The 17,510-nt window shown below is 64.0% G+C and carries 17 protein-coding genes; 8 read left to right on the top strand and 9 right to left on the bottom strand.

What is annotated here, in order from left to right; all coding sequences use genetic code 11:
- Positions 1-289: 289 nt before the first annotated feature.
- The 3 genes from WC597_RS16130 to WC597_RS16120 are packed head-to-tail and all read left to right on the top strand — an operon-like array spanning position 290 to position 4,783.
- Entirely contained in the window at positions 290-1,147 is an 858-nt protein-coding gene (locus WC597_RS16130; RefSeq protein WP_372694963.1) for a hypothetical protein, read from the top strand.
- Positions 1,144-3,834: a hypothetical protein gene (locus tag WC597_RS16125; protein WP_372694961.1), complete on the top strand. Its 2,691-nt coding sequence runs from the start codon at positions 1,144-1,146 to the stop codon at positions 3,832-3,834. Before WC597_RS16130 ends, WC597_RS16125 begins: the two co-directional genes overlap by 4 nt.
- Positions 3,835-3,865: 31 nt before the next feature.
- The gene (locus WC597_RS16120) at positions 3,866-4,783 is read left to right on the top strand and encodes a hypothetical protein (protein WP_372694959.1); all 918 of its coding nucleotides are present in this window, start codon (positions 3,866-3,868) and stop codon (positions 4,781-4,783) included.
- Between the two features lie 76 nt (positions 4,784-4,859).
- Here the strand turns inward: WC597_RS16120 and WC597_RS16115 are convergent, their stop codons facing one another.
- The 3 genes from WC597_RS16115 to istA all read right to left on the bottom strand — a co-directional run bounded on the left by WC597_RS16115 (position 4,860) and on the right by istA (position 7,783).
- On the bottom strand, positions 4,860-5,282 hold the full coding sequence (locus tag WC597_RS16115; RefSeq protein ID WP_372694957.1) for a hypothetical protein: 423 nt from the start codon (positions 5,280-5,282) through the stop codon (positions 4,860-4,862).
- A gap of 221 nt (positions 5,283-5,503) precedes the next feature.
- On the bottom strand, positions 5,504-6,241 hold the full coding sequence (gene istB, locus WC597_RS16110; RefSeq protein ID WP_372694955.1) for an IS21-like element helper ATPase IstB: 738 nt from the start codon (positions 6,239-6,241) through the stop codon (positions 5,504-5,506).
- A gap of 3 nt (positions 6,242-6,244) precedes the next feature.
- Positions 6,245-7,783 (bottom strand): IS21 family transposase, encoded by a 1,539-nt coding sequence (gene istA, locus WC597_RS16105; RefSeq protein ID WP_372694953.1) that lies wholly within the window; start codon positions 7,781-7,783, stop codon positions 6,245-6,247.
- 49 nt (positions 7,784-7,832) lie between these two features.
- Between istA and WC597_RS16100 the strand changes: the two genes are divergently transcribed.
- Entirely contained in the window at positions 7,833-7,997 is a 165-nt protein-coding gene (locus tag WC597_RS16100; protein ID WP_372694951.1) for a hypothetical protein, read from the top strand.
- Positions 7,998-8,000: 3 nt separating this feature from the next.
- On the opposite strand, the gene WC597_RS16095 is transcribed toward WC597_RS16100, so the two are convergent.
- A complete protein-coding gene (locus WC597_RS16095) occupies positions 8,001-8,210 on the bottom strand; it encodes a transcriptional regulator (RefSeq protein WP_372694949.1) in 210 nt (69 codons plus the stop codon).
- 113 nt (positions 8,211-8,323) lie between these two features.
- On the opposite strand from WC597_RS16095, the gene WC597_RS16090 reads away from it, so the two are divergent.
- Entirely contained in the window at positions 8,324-8,710 is a 387-nt protein-coding gene (locus tag WC597_RS16090; protein WP_372694947.1) for a helix-turn-helix transcriptional regulator, read from the top strand.
- Positions 8,710-9,093: a hypothetical protein gene (locus tag WC597_RS16085; protein ID WP_372694945.1), complete on the top strand. Its 384-nt coding sequence runs from the start codon at positions 8,710-8,712 to the stop codon at positions 9,091-9,093. Before WC597_RS16090 ends, WC597_RS16085 begins: the two co-directional genes overlap by 1 nt.
- A gap of 728 nt (positions 9,094-9,821) precedes the next feature.
- Here WC597_RS16085 and WC597_RS16080 read toward each other — a convergent pair.
- From WC597_RS16080 to WC597_RS16060, 5 genes are all read right to left on the bottom strand, one after another.
- Positions 9,822-10,004, bottom strand: a complete 183-nt coding sequence (locus WC597_RS16080) for a hypothetical protein (protein WP_372694943.1) — start codon at positions 10,002-10,004, stop codon at positions 9,822-9,824.
- Between the two features lie 57 nt (positions 10,005-10,061).
- Positions 10,062-10,301 carry a hypothetical protein gene (locus WC597_RS16075; RefSeq protein ID WP_372694967.1) on the bottom strand — a complete coding sequence of 80 codons (240 nt, stop codon included), beginning with the start codon at positions 10,299-10,301 and terminating at the stop codon, positions 10,062-10,064.
- A gap of 825 nt (positions 10,302-11,126) precedes the next feature.
- Positions 11,127-13,856: an RHS repeat-associated core domain-containing protein gene (locus WC597_RS16070; RefSeq protein ID WP_372694965.1), complete on the bottom strand. Its 2,730-nt coding sequence runs from the start codon at positions 13,854-13,856 to the stop codon at positions 11,127-11,129.
- A gap of 5 nt (positions 13,857-13,861) precedes the next feature.
- A complete protein-coding gene (locus WC597_RS16065) occupies positions 13,862-14,890 on the bottom strand; it encodes a hypothetical protein (protein ID WP_372694941.1) in 1,029 nt (342 codons plus the stop codon).
- 14 nt (positions 14,891-14,904) lie between these two features.
- Positions 14,905-15,453, bottom strand: a complete 549-nt coding sequence (locus WC597_RS16060) for a hypothetical protein (RefSeq protein ID WP_372694939.1) — start codon at positions 15,451-15,453, stop codon at positions 14,905-14,907.
- Positions 15,454-15,976: 523 nt separating this feature from the next.
- Between WC597_RS16060 and WC597_RS16055 the strand changes: the two genes are divergently transcribed.
- Entirely contained in the window at positions 15,977-16,504 is a 528-nt protein-coding gene (locus tag WC597_RS16055; RefSeq protein ID WP_372694937.1) for an RNA polymerase sigma factor, read from the top strand.
- Positions 16,504-17,496, top strand: coding sequence for a FecR domain-containing protein (locus WC597_RS16050; protein WP_372694935.1), 993 nt, complete (start codon positions 16,504-16,506; stop codon positions 17,494-17,496). The genes WC597_RS16055 and WC597_RS16050 overlap by 1 nt, the downstream gene beginning before the upstream one ends.
- Positions 17,497-17,510: the final 14 nt, after the last annotated feature.

The following is a 17,510-nucleotide window of genomic DNA, read 5'->3' as shown; positions in this document are numbered from 1 at the left end:
GCCTGGAAGTCGGCCATGGCCCTGAACGTGAACATCCCCGTTCCGTCGAAGTCGCTGCTCGCCGGCGCCTATGAAGGCCAACTGACCGTCAACATCCAAGCCTTCTGATCTTCAGAACGACTTGAGAAATGCGACAGGGGGGCCTTCGCGCCCCCCTGTTTGCGTTTCAGTCACCATTGTTACGCCATTCTTAAGTCAAGCTGGCGCAGCGCTTGCAGTGATCTTGGCGCGATGGCTCGCGACGGGATTCTCAAGCCGACGCCAGATCGGTTTTGGGGGAAGTACAAGCATGTTTTCATCGCTCAGCGTCCGCATGGGCCGGCCGATCGCCATGGCGATCTTTACGCTGGTCGCTGTGGTCCTTCTCATGGCTGTCGCTGGGGCGGCATGGGCCATGCGGGTGTCGCCCATGGTGTCCGAACTGACCACGACGGGCGCCGGTTCGGCCGCCCGGATCGAGGTCGGCAACGTCGGCTCTGCGGCGCTGCCGTTCGAGACCCGCATCACGCGGATGGACATCGACGCCGACGGCAATGTGACCGAAACCGACGCGGACGAGGATTTCCTGGTCTTCCCGCCGCAAGGCCTGGTGCCGGTCAACGGTCGTCAGGTGGTGCGGGTTCAGTGGATCGGCGATCCAAAGATCGAAACCTCGCACGCCTACTATCTGTGGGTTCGCCAGCTTCCCATCGCCACCGATCCGACCGCCACGCCCGAAAGCGGCGGCGCCGTTTCGGTACAGGTCCTTTACACCATGAAGGCGTTGATCGTGGTCGCGCCCCCCGGCGCCGAGCCCAAGATCGAGGTCGTGTCCGTCACGCCCGCCATGGTCAGCCCGCCGGCGCCCGAAATCGATCCCAGCCTGGCGAATGGCCAGACCATCGCTCCGCCTCCTGCGGAGCCAGGCATCGAGGTCGTCGTCTCCAACACCGGCAAACGCTACGCCCTGATGAGCGGCGCCACCTGGATCGTTGAGGGCACCGACACCGCCGGCCAGCCCTTCCGTCGTGAATATGAAGGCGGCGAAATCTCCAAGACTGTCGGCGTTGGCTATCTGGCGCCCGGCGGCGGCAAGCGGACGTTCAAACTTCCGACTGGCACTGCCCTGGATCCCGCCAAACCCGTGACGTTGCGGTTCGGACGATGAGAGCGCTGGGGGGCGTCTCGGTTTTCGCATTGGCCTGGGGGCTGGCCTGCGTACCGGAATCGACGGCAGCGGCCGCCGCACGCGCCGCAAACGCGGCCTATGTCCAGGCTGCCGAGAGCGCTCAAGCCACGACGGCGGCGCTCAACCAGGCAAGCTTGATGGCTGTCGAGGCCGCCGTGTCGGCCATGCAGGCGGGGCAGGAAGCGGTCCAAACGCCGGCTCCGACGCCGGAGCCCGGCGCGCCCACGCAATCGGCCACACCTGTCGTGACGCCGCCCGCGCCGCGCGAGCGCCGTGACATCAATCCCTACGACCGCGACATCCCCATGACGGTGCCGCTGAACTTCAACAGCCGCGTGCTGGGCGAACTGCCGGTCGTTCTGACGCGCGATGACCGTTTCATCGTGGATACGGCGGGCTTCAAGACCCTGATCGATCCGCTGCTGACGCCTGAGGCCCAGACAGAGCTCGCTACGCGGCTGCAAGGCATCACCTCCTTCGCGCCCGAAGAGATCAACGATACCGGAATTCAGCTCGACTACGATCCAGAACAACTGGCCGTGCTGGTGCTGCGGATCGATCCGACAAAGCGCACGGTGGAATCGCTGTTTCGCGGCGGCAAGCCTGAGCAGCCGGGCCAGGCGCCTGAAGCGTTCAGCGCCTATCTGAACAGCAACCTCTCGATCCAGCGCCGTGAATCGACGGGCGACATCAGTGCGCCCAGCGTCTTCCTAAACGGCGCGGTGCGATACAAGAGGCTGGTGTTCGAAGCCGACGTCCAGGGTCGGGAGGATCTGTTCACCGGCGATTATAATGTCCAGCGGCGCTATGCTCGCTTCGTCTTCGACCAGCCGGAAGATTTCCGCCGCTGGTATCTGGGTGATCTGGAGCCCGAAATTCGCGGCCGTCAGGGCTTCTCGCAGCTGGGCGGCGTCGGCGTGGCGCGCCAGCGCATGCGCTTCGACTCTTTCCGCAACAATGTCCTGGCGGGTGGTCGTCAGCTGGTGTTGCAGGAATCCTCGACGATCCGCGTGCTGAGGAATGGTGTCTTCGTGCGCGAGTTCCGTCTCGATCCGGGCCAGTACGACCTGACCAACCTGCCGCTGGAAACGGGTTCGAACGATATCCAGCTTGAGATTCAGAACGATTCCGGGCGCGCCGAGACGGTCGCCTATAGCGCCTATCTGGACGCCATCGAACTGGAGCCGGGCGACTACGAATACGGTGCCTATTTCGGCGCGATCAACGACGGCGTGTTCGGGTCGCCCGACTACTCCGAGGGCCGTCTCGCCTTCACCGGCTATTGGCGCAAGGCGTTCGAAAACCGCCCGGCCGTCGGTATCGGCTTCCAGGCGTCGGAAGACGCCCAGACACTGTCTGGCCAGAGCCAGATCATCCTGCGCAACGGCGCGCGGGTGCGTCTGGACGCCGCCGCCAGTAACGGCGATCCCGGCGCCGGCTATGCATTCGCCCTGGGTTACGACCACGTCGTCGACTTGGGCGAGACCTTCGACAGCTGGACCGTGGTCGCGGACTTCACCTCGGAAGACTTCGCCTCCATCGGCAATCCGACTGGCCAGAACCCCACGTCATGGGTCTTCTCCGGCGGCTATTCCCATCAGTTTTCGCAGGACTGGCTAGCCAACGTCAGCGCCTCCTATCGGATGAGCCGTAGCGATCTGATCGACGATTCCTATTCGGTCAACGCCACCACCACCTATCGTTTCGCCCCGGAATGGAGCGCACAGGTCGGAGTGGAATATTCCGACTTCGGAGCCAGCTTCGGCGGCTTCCAGTCCGGCGGATTCGGCGCGACCTTCGCCCTGATCTGGCAGCCTCGTTACGACCGTCGTGTCGAAGGGCGCTACAACTCGGCCCGCAACAGCGGCAGCGTGCGAGCGCAGCAGTCGAGCGAAAACCGCGTGGGATCCTACGGCTATTCGCTGGCCTCGACCTATGACGACGGACCGGCGACTCTTTCGGGCCAGGTCGACTATGTCGGCAATCGCTTCGACGCCAGCCTGAGTCATACCGCCTTTGGCCAGGACTTCTCCAACATCACCCAGGAGCAGGTCACGAACCTGAGGTTTGGCTCTTCGATTTCGACCACCGGCGGCAAGGTCGCCGTGGGTCGCAACATCTACGACAGCTTCGCCATCGTCTATCCGCACAAGAGCATCGACGACCATCCGGTCATCGTCGGCGACAGCTTCGAGGGCGGTCACTATACCGGCCGCAGCGGTCTGCTGGGCGGGGCCGTCGCCAACAACCTGAGCGCCTACGTCAATCAGTCGGTGCGTTATGACGTTCTGGATGCGCCGCTGGGCTACAACATCGGCGACGGCATCGCGCGCGTCCGCCCGACCTACAAGAGCGGATACGCCATTCAGGTCGGCAGCGCCAAGTTCGTCAGCGCCCTGGGTCGCCTGATCGGAAACGCCAACCGTCCCGTCGCCCTGATCTCCGGTCGCGTCCGTCCGGTAGATGATCCGAACGCCGAGCCCGAACTGTTCTTCACCAACTCGGTCGGACGGTTCGCCATCCAGAATCTGGAGCCGGGCAAGCGCTATCGCGTTGAACTGTTCTCCTCGCCCGCACTGGGCTTCGAGTTCACCGTACCTGAAGACAACGAGGGTCTGCTCGACTTGCAGATCATCACCGTGCCGCTCGATATTCCAGAAGCCTGAAGCCCCAGAGATTGAAGCCGAGGAGGCTGAAATGTCCCATAATCGTACACCCGCTCTGCTCTTGGCGGCCGCCGCCGCTGCGACCGCGACGCTGATAGCGGCTGCGCCCAGCCAGGCTCAGACCAGCGGTTGCCGCCTAGTAATCGAATCCGGCGCCGACCAATGGATGATGCGCTACGAGCCGTTCGATCAGGACGTCGCGCTTCAGGAATTCGATGTCGCCGTCGTGAACCAGGGCGATGGCCCTTGCGCCGCCGTCAGCCGGGTCGAGTTGCGGGGCGAACCGTTCGGACTGGCCAACGAGGCCGGCGCCCAGCGGATGCCCTACGCCCTCGTCGACGAGCGCGGCGGCACGGATGTGACGCCTCGCGCGGGCCAGAGCGCGCGTCGCGTCGGCGTGCGGCCTCTGAATCTGGCGCCTGGGGAGCGCGGGCTGATGCGGTTCTCCTTCACCGCAGCGCCATCAGAAGCCCTGTCGGCGGGCCTGTATTCTCAGAGCGCCTTCATCAATCTCGAAACCACCGACGGCCAGCCGCTGGCCGAAAAACCTGTCACGCTGAGCCTGCAGGTGCCATCGGCCGCCGTCATGGGTCTGAAAGGCGAGTTTCGTCGTAGCGGCGGCATGCCCACGATCGACCTGGGCGAACTGACCCGGGGCGTGCGCCAACTGCGCACCACCCTGTATGTGCTGAGCACGGCCGGATACAGCGTTTCCGTGGCGTCGCAGAACCGCGGGCGACTGCGTCAGGGAACCAGCGAATGGTATGTGCCCTATGGCCTGGCGCTGGGCGATCGCGACATGGATCTGTCGCGCGGCGGGCGGGTGGACGTGGTGTCGCGACGCGCGCGTCTGGACGACTACCCGCTGACGATCAATGTCGGCAGCACGGTCGGAAAACGGGCCGGGGACTATTCCGACATCCTGACCTTCACCGTCGCCGCCCTCTGAGGTCGCCGCAAACGGATCGAGGCGGGGGACGCCATGCGTCCCCCGCCTCGAAGGATTCCAATAATGTCGCCGTGGATCAGATCGGCTGGATCGTCAGCGCCAGGATGAGCGGCTTTTCCAGCTCGACCTCGTTGAAGCGATAGGACACCGAACGGATCGTGGCGATACTGGAACGCCGCAGGATCTGACCGCCAGACTTGTCTAGGTCGAACATACGGTCGCCGTAGAACATCGTCGCCTTTTCTGTCGGCGACAGCGGACGATACTGGGCCGAGACGGTGAAGCCGCCGGGACTATTGCACGCCTCGACCACCTCGCCCGAGCGACCACTTTCCGCCATGACCGTCGAGGTCGGCTTGACCCAGCAGGCCACCGGCACGGTGGCGCGCAGGCGATAGGTGCCGCCAGCCGTGGGACCGGCCAGGGCTGGCACGGCCGTAGCGACCAGGCCGAGGCCGAGCATGGCGGCGGCGAGAACGCGAAGGATACCTTGGGTCATGGACCGTTCCGATCTGCACATTGCAGAGGAACATTAGAGCGGCCCCTGTTAAGGCCGCGCGAGCGAACACGCCTAACACGCATTAAACCATAATCGGCCGTCAGCCTACACGCAGCCACCAAACTGGAGGTCTTCGGCCAACGGCACTGGATGCCGCTGGCCAGACGAAGTGGAGGGTTCGCGCCAGACGCTGGATGCCTACGCGAACTCCCAACGCACGATTACTTCCGAGCCACTGTCATCCGCCGCATGGACTCCCCGCTGAGCTGGATGCGGTGCGAGCTGTTGGCGACCCGGTCGAGGATGGCGTCGGCGACCATGGGGTTGTCGATGTAGGCGCGCCATTCCTTGAACGGCAGTTGCCCAGCCAGGAGGACCGATGAAGTCCGGGTGCGCGCGTCGATGATGTCGAGGAGATCTTGCTTGCCGCGTTCGGTCATCGGGGCGAGGCCGAAGTCGTCAAGGATGAGGAGGTCGAAGCGGGCCAAGGCCGTGCGGGCCTTGACGACCGTGCCGTCCTGATGCGCGATGGCGAGGTCTTCCAGCAACTGATTAGTGCGCGCGTATCGCACCGTGAGGCCATGACGCGCGGCCTGGCCGCCGAACGCGCAGGCCAGATGGGTCTTTCCAGTGCCGGTGGCGCCGGTCAGGATCAGATGCTCATGCGCAGATACCCAGGCGCAGGTCATCAGTTCAGCGACCTGGCTACGATCCAGCCCGCGCGCCGGTCGATATTCGATGTCCTCGACAGCAGCGGGGATCTTCAGCCGCGCAGCTTTCAGGATGCGCTTCAGCCGGCGTTCAGCGCGCCAGGCGCCTTCGGCGTGGAGGAGATGCATCAGGCGGTCGTTGAACTGCAGATCAGCGTAGGCGGTCGCAGCGGCGTGATGCTCGACGGCGCCGGCCATGCCGTCCAGACCGAGGTCGCGCATACGGTCGATGAGTTGGGTCGCAGTCATTCGTCAGGCTCCGGTGAAATAGTCCGCACCGCGGACGTTCTCGTTGGTTTCGGCGATGATGTCGGGGGTCACGAAGTCGGCAGGATCGGTAAACTCCAGCCCGCGATTGAGGATATTACGAACGTGATCCATGCGCGGCCGGCCGCTGCGGACCGCTCGGTCGCAGGCTGCCTCAAGCCGCCGAGCGCCGACACGCCCATGCAACTCTCGGAAGGCGCGATAGAGCCCGGTCTTGGCGGCGCCGTAGAATGGCCGATCCGCCTCGGCTTGGGCGACAGTCTGGACGCCCGTCCCCTGAAGCTGCGCCCATAGCAGGAAGTCTTCCTCAACGGCCGCGCGCCGTGCCAGATGGGCGGGCGGCATGTGGGCGGGATCAGTGGATAGGCCGCCTGGTTGGAACAGCCGCGCGTGGAGCGCCACGGCCCGGCCGTCATGCCAAATCTCGACGGCGTCGGTGTTGGCCCGCAGGTCGAGCTTTCGGCCGATCAGGGTGTGAGGCGCCGAGTAGCGGCATTGGTCGTGGACGAGGTGGTAGTCAGCCCCAAGCATCAGCCGTCGCCGCACCTCGTGGAAGGCAAACGCGTCCTGACGCAACGGCCGCAGCGCAGGCAGATCGAGCGCCCGGTAGAGACTGTGCCGGGTTTCGCCCTTCGCACGACGCAACGGTTTATGATTCAGCCGTTCGACCAGTTCGGCGAGCAGCGCATTCATGGCCGCCAATCGCAGCCGGGGTCGATCGTTCAATGCCAGGCGCAGCACACGTTGGACCAGCTTGACCCCGATCTCGACTTTGGCCTTGTGCGTCGGGCTATAGACGGCGGCCGGCTTGGCCAAGGTTCCGTGATGATCACAGAAGGCCTCGAACGCGGGGTTGATCACCGCTGGGCCTGCGCGACCTTTCGGGCGCGACACCGCCGCTTTCAGATTGTCGGAGACGATGGTTTCCGGCACGCCGCCGAAGAAGCGAAGAGCGCGCTCATTGGCCTCCAGCCAATCAGCGGTCTTCTGCGAGCGCACGACACAGGCGAACGTGTAATCTGACGCCGGCAGCACGGCGACGAACAGTTCGAACACAGCCTCACTGCCCGTCCCGTCGTCGCCCCTCGGACGATAGCCGGCGTAGTCCGTCATCATCGCACCGCCGGGATGGTAGCGCTGGATCATGATCGGGTGGCTGACGGCGGCGTGGGCGAGATGGCTACGACAGAAGGCACGGTAGGACATAGCCCTATCCGCTCCGACATCAGCCTCGTAAATTCCATGTAGGTCGATGAGATGGTGCCCCGCCTTCACCTTCAACGCGACGCCATGCCAGTCGGGCTGAACCTTGTTGGGCGCCTGGGTGGATTGTCCGGCGCGGAACCGCCGGACAAGGTCGACGTCACTGGATTGGTCCAGCAGCGCCGTGTCGAAGTCCTGGTCGAGAATGAGTTGACGATAACGCGCCACCGTGGTGGCCGACCGGCCCGTCAGGCGGCCGATCTGATGATTGGAGTGCGCTGTAGTGAGCATGAGGCGCACCAAGCCCCGGATGTCGAACATGTGGGTCTCCCCGAAGGATGGAATGAAAAAGCGGAGGGGACCGGATCGGATGCGCAGAGCCGCGCTCGTCGCCCTTGACGGGCGCGAGTTGCTTGACGGCGATGCGATTTTCGGGGAGATTGAACGGGTCGCGATCAACGACTTCAATCTTCCGAAAAGGCCTGTGCTTTGGCGAGCACGGGCCTTTTCCCTTTCCGCCCGGATCGAGATGTAAGGATCAGGTCGGAGGCATGGACACCTCCACGGTTTGATAGCGGTCCGGCCAGATCTCGGCCGGTCTGAATCCGATGGCGTCGCCGATGGCCTGCTCGATCCGGCGGGATCGGCCGGCGCCCCGGCTGACCATGCATACCGTGGTCGGGGTGACAGCCAGGCTACGGGCGATGTCGGTCATGGACAGGCCGCGCTTCTTCAACGCGGTTCGCACCCATTAATGATTGCGGTCGTCGATCATGGCCTTCCCTGACAAGCACGTTTGAGATAGCATCCGTCACGGGAAGATTCCGCAAGCCCCCTGAACGCCCACAGATCGCCGCGCGGTTGCTGGAACTGCGCGAGCACCTGAGACTCAGCCAAGCCGAAATGGCCGAGAGCCTGGACCTGTCGCTGCGCGCCTATCGCAACTACGAGCAGGGCCTGCGCGACCTACCGGGCCAGATCTATTTCACCATCTTCGAACGGTATGATCTGGATCCGATCTGGCTGTATCGGGGCGAGGGGCTGGGACCGGCTGTGCGGCACAGAGGCATGGAGGCCGACCTCTGGCGGATCGCCGTGGACGCGGTGGAACAAACGCTGGCGGAAACCGGCATGGACCTACCCGGCGCCAAACGGCGGGCACTCTACGAGGCTGTAGTCGATCATTTGCGCCGAGGTGGCGAGGCCGACGCCAAATCTGTCGGCGCGCTGGTGAGGTTGGCTGCGTGATGCCGAATCGGGACAAGGCCGAACACTACGATCTGATCAATCGGCGAACCGACTGGGCGGTGTCGGTCATCACGCGCCTGAGCATACGCAAGGCGCTTGAACGCCGGCAGGACAATCAACGTGTCCGGCGCACCAGCGCCTTAACAGTGGCTGGCGCCATTTACAGGATCCAAGATCAGACCAAGGCGATGCGATGCTTTCTGACCCTCAGCGGGTGGTCTGTCGCAGTTGCGATCGGCTACGGCTACATCGCCGAACCTGTTGTCAGCGCCATCTGGGCATTGAACACGCCCCTGCTCATCCTGAACGCCGAAAAGGCGTTCCGCGCAAAGCTCGAAGCGGCCGAGGCGATCGCTGGGCTTCGACGACCTTCATTACCCTAGAAGATCACTGCCGCCTTAAGTCTTGACGGAACCTGCCGCCGTCTCTGCGATGTTCTGACGGCGGTCATAAGCAATCGCGGGGCCTCCGGTCGAATCCAGCGAATCGCGCTCGACGGTGTGAAGTCGGCGGCGTTGGACGAGTGTCGTCGGCCGCACGCCGTAGAGCCGCGGCGGGGGCGAGTGGACTCCGGCCGAAGTGTCGCAGGCCGTTAGCTACGCTTTCCATTGCCAGATAAAAGATCGTGTGGCGCAATCCTCACGGGAGACTGGCTCCCTCGTAGGATTGTCGTGATCAAGAAAATGATGGCTATCGTCAGCGTCGCCGCTTTTGCTGGCGCTGGCTCCCTTGTTGCGCCCACCACAGCAAAAGCGTCAGGCCCGTCTGACTATGCTGTTGAACAATGCGGCAACGGCGGGTGGGAGGAGTTGCAGTATCCGACCTACGAGGCGTGCTACACGGCCGCAGTGCAGTTCTATTTCGAGCAGACTGGGGGCGGCGGCAGCGGCAGCGGCAGCAGTGGCGGCGGCGGCACGGGCGCAGGAGGCTCTGTGATACCTGGGCTCCCTACTTGGAGCGGCTGCGAAGGCACGCGCCTTCCCTGCAATCCCAGTAACTGACATTCGGTCGTGAACTCGGTCGCCAGGCGTCGAGCGACTGTTCCGAAATCGAGGCCGTCATCCTTAGGGGTGGCGGCCATCCGGAACTTTTTCATGCCAAGGATGCAGTTCTACCGTGCAGGCGGCCACTTGAGCTTCGCCAAGGCTCTGGCGCGGTGGAGGTAGAGCTTGGCCTGCGGCAGCCACATCTGGCCGGTATACTGGAACCGGCCGGCGTCGGCTGAGCCCGGCTGGCCGTATTCGTCGTAGGTGTTGGTCGCCAGCACCTGGGCGGCGTCGCCTGTGATTGCCACAACCGAGCCCCGCTCGTCGGGCAGAAGTCAGCGCCGGTCGGCGGTCGTCGCCCCCTCTTACGCCGTCAGCACGGCGTCCACTCCCAGACCGGGGACGTAGCGTTTCCGCACTTGGCCCGAGGCGTGGTACTCTCCGATCGCTTGAACGCCGTCGTAGAGAAAGCGGCTGCTGGTCCCCGCCTGATACAGCCGGCCCGCCGGGTCATACTGAAAATGGGTCAGCACGTCCCCGACGCCCGTCGAGGTCAGTCGATTAAAGGCGTCGTAGCCATACTGCCCCGCCGGCGTCTCTTCGATGTTCTGACGGGCGTCGTACTTGATCGTGACGCCGCCGACTCATCTAACTGGGGTGTCCAGAAGAGCGATCTTTTCCATTGTATGCTGCGGGAATAATAACGCCTCGACCTAATCCGATCTTCGGGCCTGCCGATCCGCTTCATTGGGCCAATGGGCTTGGCTTCCGTTGGTCGGTTTCGCGCTCGACCGCCCAATAGCCTGGGTCAATTATGCCTCCAACTGCGGAAACGCGCGACTGAAGGCGGCATGGTCATGGCGACGGATTATTTCCGTCGATTTCTGACATTTACAATCAAGTATGCCGCAGCAGCTACGGCGCAAAATATAAATACCCCCATCAAGTACGATGCAAAGGTTTGGTAAAGTTCTGCAATACCCCCATCAATGTAGTTCGCCAAAGCAATTATTGCCAAGACTATTACAACTGATGCCCATATAATAACCGATTTCTTATCATCATCCATATTAACTACCCACGCCAATCATAGTGGAACACTGCTCAATTTGGACTATCCTCCATTGATAAGCAATCATGCGATCTTTCTGTACCTCCTCCTCCTTGTCCATAACCGCAAGCCAGCCCGTCAAAGGTAGTAAAACTGGGGCAGCCAAAGCTCCAGCTCCCCTAAGCAATGGCGCAAGTGATGGCGTCTTAGAAGCGCCGAAAGATATAAGCCCTCCAGAAAGGGTTGCTAATGCAGGCGGATTTTGTCCGTTTAATGTATCCGCAGTATGTAGCGTCGCTCTGGCGTGCGCAGCTAGAAAATACAAGTCTTCCAAATCATTCCATCTCGATGATTTCCTGACGGTTTGAGGTACGGAGTCCTAAAACTCCGCCACATTTTGTGCCGCGAGAACGCATACTTGACTGCCCCCACTTCCGCCACCTCTGCCTCCTTGAGATGGTGGTGGACGGCGTAAGCCCGTGACTTCCACTTGGTCAACCTCATCTACGTATCTCGTGCAGTTACCTCGCGAACTTCTCTCGACGCAGACTTGCTGCAGCCCCAAAGGATCCGTCCAGTTCACCGGATCGGCTCCAACGTAGGCATAAATATTCGCCCCCGCCTCATACCCGATCGGATCGGCTTGCATGAACCGTCCCAGCCCCGGCGCATAGGCTCTGGCGCGATAGTGGTAGAGCTGGGCCTGGGGCAACCACATCTGGCCGGTGTACTGGAACCGGCCGGCGTTGCCTGAGCCCGGCTGGCCGTATTCGTCGTAGGTGTTCGTGGCGATGGCGTTGGCCGCGCCATCCGTGATCGAGACAACGGAGCGCCGCTCATCTTGCAAGAGCCAGCGCCGGTCGTAACCCGCGCCTTCGTAAGCCGTAACCACATTGTCCAGCCCCAGCCCCGGCACGTAGCGCTTCAGCAGCATGCCCGATTGGTCGTATTCGCCGATCGCCTGCTGACCGTCGTACAGGAAGCGTATCGCAGCTCCACCGCCATCCGTTGTCTGGTAGAGGCGGCCTGAGGGATCGTACGACATTCCCAACCAGCCCGAAGTCGTGTTTGCCGCCGTCAGCTCGTTCAGCCCATTGTAAGTTTGCGTATTGGTTCCGCCAATCTGAACAATATTACCCCGGCTGTCGTAACCGACAGCATTGCCATTGACGCTGGTGACCTGGTTTTTGCCGTTGTTGGCGTAGGCGGTGGCGCCCGTCCCCGGCGTATAGGCATAGGCCGGGTTCGACATTGTCCGGGTGATGATCTGACCGGCCGGATTGTAGCTGTAGGTCAGCGTCAGATCGTTGGCCGACCCGGCCAAGTCATGGCTCAGGCTGGTCAGGCGGCTGGCGCCGTCATAGCCCCAGGTCGTCCAAGCGCCATTAGCGCGACTCTGTGCGATTGGGCGGCCCAGATTGTCGTAGGCCCAGGACGTCAGGTTCCAATCGGGCGCTCCGTTCTCACGGATCGCCGTCAGTTCGTTGGCGAGGTTGTAGTCGTAGGCGACCCAGAAGCCGTCCGGCCACGACATCGACGTGCGCCGTCCCGCTAGGTCATAGCCGTAACCGACCGTGCCCAACGGCCCCGAGGCCGAGGTCTGGCGGCTCAGGGCGTCCCAGGTGTCGCCCAGGGTCTGGCCGCCCGCCGTCGTCGTCAGGGTGCGACCCAGCAGGTCATAGATGAAGGCGATGTCGTTCGTGCCGGCCGGCGCATCGACCAGTGTGGGCCGGCCCAGGGCATCATAGGTCGTGCCGACGACCTCGCCCGCCCGATTGCGGAAGCTGGTGACGTTGGAGTTGGCGTCATACCAGTATTGCTCGTAGTCGCTGGTTGATGATGTCCCGCTGCCGGTCGCCGCATCGGGATAGCGCAGATGCAACACGCGATCGAAGCCGTCGTAGACCATGGTCGAGACATTGCCGGCCCCGTCCTTCAGGGTCAGGGGCTTGCCATTGGCGGTATAGGTCGCCTGTTCCGTAATCGGCGAAGCCGTGCCGTAACCGGCGGTCGAGGCGGTGAGCTGACCGGCGGCGTCGTAGCCGTATCGCGTGATCCGGTCCGGGCCATAAGCGCCCTGGGCGCCCAACTCGCAGGCCGAGCCCGGCAGGCTGTTGAAGGCGGCGGGGTTCATCCGTTGCGCCAGGCACGCCTGACGCCCCGCAGCGTCATAACTGACTTGGGTTACCGAATGGGCCTGGCCCCCGCCGTGTTGGGCGGTGATCACCGGCCGGCCAAAGCCGTCATAGGCCGTCAACTGCTGTTGGAAACTCTGGAAGCCGTTCCAGTCCCCGTCGCTGATGCCGTTGACCGCCCCCACGTCCACCTGCGTCGGACGGCTGCCAGCGTCATAGGTGACACGTTGGGCCCGACGCATCAGGCTGCCGCCGCCATCGGGATCCGGACCGATCACACCGACCGGGCGACGAGCCGTATCATAGCGGTAGTAGGTGGTGTCCTCCGTTCCCGGCAGCGGGCCGTCTACCGACGCCGTCTCGCCGGTCGTCGTATAGGTGGTGGCGACCGAGGCGTTCAGCGTCCCGGTTCCGTCGCGCTGGGTCACGACGGTCGGCGCCAGATTGTTGGCCGCGCCCGAGACGCCATACTGGACCGTCTGACGCACTTCTGCCGCCGTGCCGACACAGGCCGGGGCCGTTCCCGCCGCGCACGACGACACCGAGACCGGCAGGACGATGGGATCAGGATCGGCGACGAACCCGCCGGCGCCGTTGCTGATCCAGGCCGTCTGGGCGGCGTAGGTCACGCGCGTCTGCGGGCGCTCGCCGCCAGTCGCAGGCGCGGGCGCCGTGATCGCCGTGATCCCGCCGTGGACGCTGTCGTAGCTGTAGTCGGTGACAGCGCCGCGTGCGTCGGTCGTACTGATCGGGGCGTTGCAGACCACCACATTGGCGCAGGTCACGGGATAGGCGGCCGAGGTGACGATGTTCGGCTCGGTTGAACCGGACGGCGGCGCCGCTGTCGTCTGGGTGACGTTGCCGCGCGCGTCGTAGACGTAGGCGACCGAATTGCCCTGCGGCAGGGTCGTCTTGGTCAGCCGGCGGTTCGTGTCGTAGGTGAACGAGGTCGTCCGATCGAGCGGGTCCTTCAGACTGGTCAGCAGGCCCGTGCCCAGGCTGGAGGTCGCGACGGAAGCCCCGGAGTCGGGATCCGTGACCGTCGTCGTGCGTGCGCCACCGCTGTCGGCGAAGGCGTAGGTCCAGGTTCCGCCGGCGTTGGCGACGGAGCTGACACGTGCGGAGCCGGAACTAAAGGTGACCAGAGGCGCATCGACCGTGGGGTTGGCCGGATAGCGAACCGCCAGGACTCCGACCCCGGTCGCGCCGTAGAAGACGGTTGTCCGCTCTGATCGGTGATGTCGGCGCCCGAGAAGGTCGCGCTGGGCCAGACGGTTCCGGTCGAGCAGCTCGAAAGGTCCGGACATTCCGCCAGGTTGAAGGCCGTGACCTTCTGTAGCTTTCGCCAGTTGTCGATCTGGGAGTAGCTGGCGTTTTCAAAATCATCGATATAGGTAAACTGCAGCGCATAGCCGTAGTTGTTCTCGACGCGGCGGATACGGGCTGCCCAGAAGTTGGGGTCGGTCTGTATTTCCTTATAAACGACTTCGTAGGTGAACCGCTGAACCTCGCCGTTGGGCTGGCGGATCGAGGTGATACGGGCGATATTGCCGTCGGTCTGCGGCAAAGGCAGAGACTGGTCCGCCAAATTCGTGCTGAAGATCGCGGTCGTGCCGTCAGCGGTCGTATAGGTGAGATCGGTTTCGCTCTGGACCAGCGTCTGGCCGACATTGCGCACAGGCGTGAAGGTCGAGCCAGACCGGGTGAAGCTGTCGGTCGATCCGCCGATGCTGATATAGTAGACGCCGCCGGTGAAGGTCAGCGTTCCGGTGACGTTGTCGCGATAGCTGGAGTTGAAATAGGTCCGGCTATACGCCAGCCCGCCGTTCGCATCGCCGATCTGAACAGGCGTGATACTCCAGCGAAACGCGCCGTTGACCAGATCGACGCCATTCGCGTCCGTCGAATAGAACTGGGGCGGCGGCGCCTTCAACGGCGTCTGCGCCAGCGCCGGTGCGGCGATCAGAGCGCTGCTGACCAGCAGGGCGGCTTTAAGCGTGTTTTTCATAATCTCCCCCGAGATCAGTAGCAGCAGGTGCCGGTGTGCCAGACAGCCGTCCAGCCTGAATAGATGACGAGATTGCCGTCGTTCTGCATAACGAGCCGCGCGCCGGGATTTCCCCCCGTGCCGCTGTTCCACACCGGCTCGCCGGCAGCGCCGATCAGAACGAGATTGCCGTCCGTCTGCATTCTCAGGACCGTCCCCTGACCGTTCGAAGTGCCCGACGACCACAGCGCGCCCGATGGGCCATAGACGACGGCGTTGCTGTCGCCGGCCTGCAAGATGAAGGCGAAGCGCCCGTCTCCTGACACCAGCCTCTGGTTCGGCAGCAGATCCTGACCCGCCTGAAGCATATCGCCCGCCGTGCGGGCGCTGGCCGGCTCCGCATTGCGCGCGCTTCGGTTGTCCGCAGGGTCCAGACCATACAGCGTACGATAGCCGCCGTTCGACGGCGCCCTGGTCGTCGCCGTCAGCCGCCCGTGGACATCATAGAAATAGGTTTCCGCCTGCTGGGCCTGGGCGACGGAGGCCCACCCCAACAGACCGACGACCACTGCCACCTTGCGCATGAATCCCCCCGGACAAGCCAGAACACCGTTTCATCAACGGGCGGCCGTCAATCTGGCCGATGCGCTGAAGCGCTCATAAGTTGCGAAATCCGAGGAGATGCGGCGCGGGTCCGCGACCGAGCGACGGCGCTTGGTTAAAGAGCTCTGTCGCTCGGTCGCTCTCGCTCGAATGAACGCCAGAAGGAAAACGGCAACGATCAGTGTGGGCCTCCAGCACCTGCCGGGGACCTCCAGTTCCGATGACCGAACAACTCCAGTTCGATGGCGCGATGCCGTCAGCCATAGTTTTGGCATCGTCGCGAACCCCTTCCTTCATGCAAGAGGCTCGATCCTGCGCGCCTGATCTACTGCTGTTTGCACGATGACTTGACCGTTCCTTAAAATGCCGAGTTGGGCTGGCTCGTTGACGCTGCGCATTCGATCTCCAACATGCGCGTGCAGATGCGGGGGCTCGGTTCGAGTCAGAGCGACCCACGAACAGTTCGTTGCGAATAGTTCTCAACGCCTGTATCACGCCGGTTACATGGCCCAGTCAGATACACAGCCGACGCCGACGTTTTCGCAATTGCTGGTGATCGAACGGCCCTCGCTGCTGAGGCTTGCGCGCCGTATTCTGGGCGACGCCGGTCTGGCCGAAGACATCACCCAGACCCTTTGGCTGCGGATTCAGCGCATCTCCGACCCGGCTGCGATCAAGGACAAGCGGGCCTATCTGTATCGTCTGGTGCTGAACCTGACCTCGGATCAGGTGCGTAGCCGCAAGCGCGGCGCCGTGCTGTTCGACGGTCCGGCGGACGATGCGCGTATGGCCGATGCTGCGCCCACGACCGAGACGCTGATCATCCATCGCCAGCGGCTGGACATGCTGGCCGCCGCCATCGACGAACTGCCGCCGCGCTGCCGCGAGGTCTTCATCCTGCGCCGCGTCGAAGGTCTGACGCCGGCCCAGGTGGCGGATCGGCTCGGGATCGCGCCGAACACCGTGGCCAAACATGTCCGTCACGCCATCAGCCATTGCCAAACGCGGCTGGCTGAGGGAGAGGCGGCGTAATGACGTTCACTCATTCCCGATCCAAGACCCCGCCGGTCTCCCGCGCGGATCGCGAGGCCGCACGCTGGGTCGCCGATCAGGAAGGGGGCGCGTTGGACGCCGCCGGCGAGGCGCAGCTTGAGGCGTGGCTGAAGAATCCTTCCAACGCCCAGGCCTTTGCGCGCGCCCAGGCCCTTTGGCGCGACATGGGCGAGGCGGTCCGCCATTCCGCCCCATCTTACGCTGCGCCGGCCGTGCCGCCGCGGCGACACAGGCGCGACTACGCCAGGGATGCCGGCAGGACGCGGCGCTGGGCGCCCATGGCCGCGACCGGCATGGCCGCCGCCCTGGTCCTGGCCTTCATGGGGCTGGACATCCCGACCCGAATCCAGGCCGACGCCATCACCCGGCCGGGCGAGCAGCGCACCCTGACGCTGGACGACGGCTCGATCATCCAGTTGAACACCGACAGCGCCGTCGCGGTCGCCTACGAACCCGGTCGCCGCACCGTGAGACTGCTGCGCGGCGAGGCCGCCTTCACCGTCGCCCCGAACGCGGAACGTCCCTTTGCGGTCGAGGCCGGGGGCGGATCGACGACGGCGCTGGGCACCCGGTTCGTCGTGAGGCGGCGCGGCCCCATGACCCGGGTCTCGGTCACCGAACACGCGGTGCGGGCGGCGTCGCGGCCGGGGTCGGTCGTGGTGGGCGAGAACCAGACCTCGACCTATGGCCCGCACCAGGCCCCGACCGCCCCGACGCCGTCGCTCGTCGGCGTCGATGCCTGGACCGACGGCTGGCTGGTGTTCGAGGATCAGCCCCTGTCGCAGGTGGTCGAGGAAATCGCGCGATACTCGTCTTCGCCGATCAACGTGGTCGGCCGGTCGGTGCGCGCCCGTCGCGTCAGCGGCGCCTTCCGCATCGATCAGCCCGACCTGACCGTGGCGCGGCTGGAACAGACGCTGGGCGTGCGCACCACGCGTCTGATCGGCGGCGTGGTGCTGATCCACGACTGACCTGCGGGTCCGAA

The organism is Brevundimonas sp., from assembly GCF_041648115.1.
Taxonomy (GTDB): Bacteria; Pseudomonadota; Alphaproteobacteria; order Caulobacterales; family Caulobacteraceae; genus Brevundimonas.
This window is presented reverse-complemented; position numbering and strand designations above follow the sequence as displayed.

Bases quoted from the DNA above. Each gene is read 5' to 3' on its own strand.
- WC597_RS16130 (WP_372694963.1), top strand. From the start codon at position 290: ATGTTTTCATCGCTCAGCGTCCGCATGGGCCGGCCGATCGCCATGGCG.
- WC597_RS16125 (WP_372694961.1), top strand. From the start codon at position 1,144: ATGAGAGCGCTGGGGGGCGTCTCGGTTTTCGCATTGGCCTGGGGGCTG.
- WC597_RS16120 (WP_372694959.1), top strand. From the start codon at position 3,866: ATGTCCCATAATCGTACACCCGCTCTGCTCTTGGCGGCCGCCGCCGCT.
- WC597_RS16115 (WP_372694957.1), bottom strand. From the start codon at position 5,282: ATGACCCAAGGTATCCTTCGCGTTCTCGCCGCCGCCATGCTCGGCCTC.
- istB (WP_372694955.1), bottom strand. From the start codon at position 6,241: ATGACTGCGACCCAACTCATCGACCGTATGCGCGACCTCGGTCTGGAC.
- istA (WP_372694953.1), bottom strand. From the start codon at position 7,783: ATGTTCGACATCCGGGGCTTGGTGCGCCTCATGCTCACTACAGCGCAC.
- WC597_RS16100 (WP_372694951.1), top strand. From the start codon at position 7,833: ATGCGCAGAGCCGCGCTCGTCGCCCTTGACGGGCGCGAGTTGCTTGAC.
- WC597_RS16085 (WP_372694945.1), top strand. From the start codon at position 8,710: ATGCCGAATCGGGACAAGGCCGAACACTACGATCTGATCAATCGGCGA.
- WC597_RS16065 (WP_372694941.1), bottom strand. From the start codon at position 14,890: ATGAAAAACACGCTTAAAGCCGCCCTGCTGGTCAGCAGCGCTCTGATC.
- WC597_RS16060 (WP_372694939.1), bottom strand. From the start codon at position 15,453: ATGCGCAAGGTGGCAGTGGTCGTCGGTCTGTTGGGGTGGGCCTCCGTC.
- WC597_RS16055 (WP_372694937.1), top strand. From the start codon at position 15,977: ATGGCCCAGTCAGATACACAGCCGACGCCGACGTTTTCGCAATTGCTG.
- WC597_RS16050 (WP_372694935.1), top strand. From the start codon at position 16,504: ATGACGTTCACTCATTCCCGATCCAAGACCCCGCCGGTCTCCCGCGCG.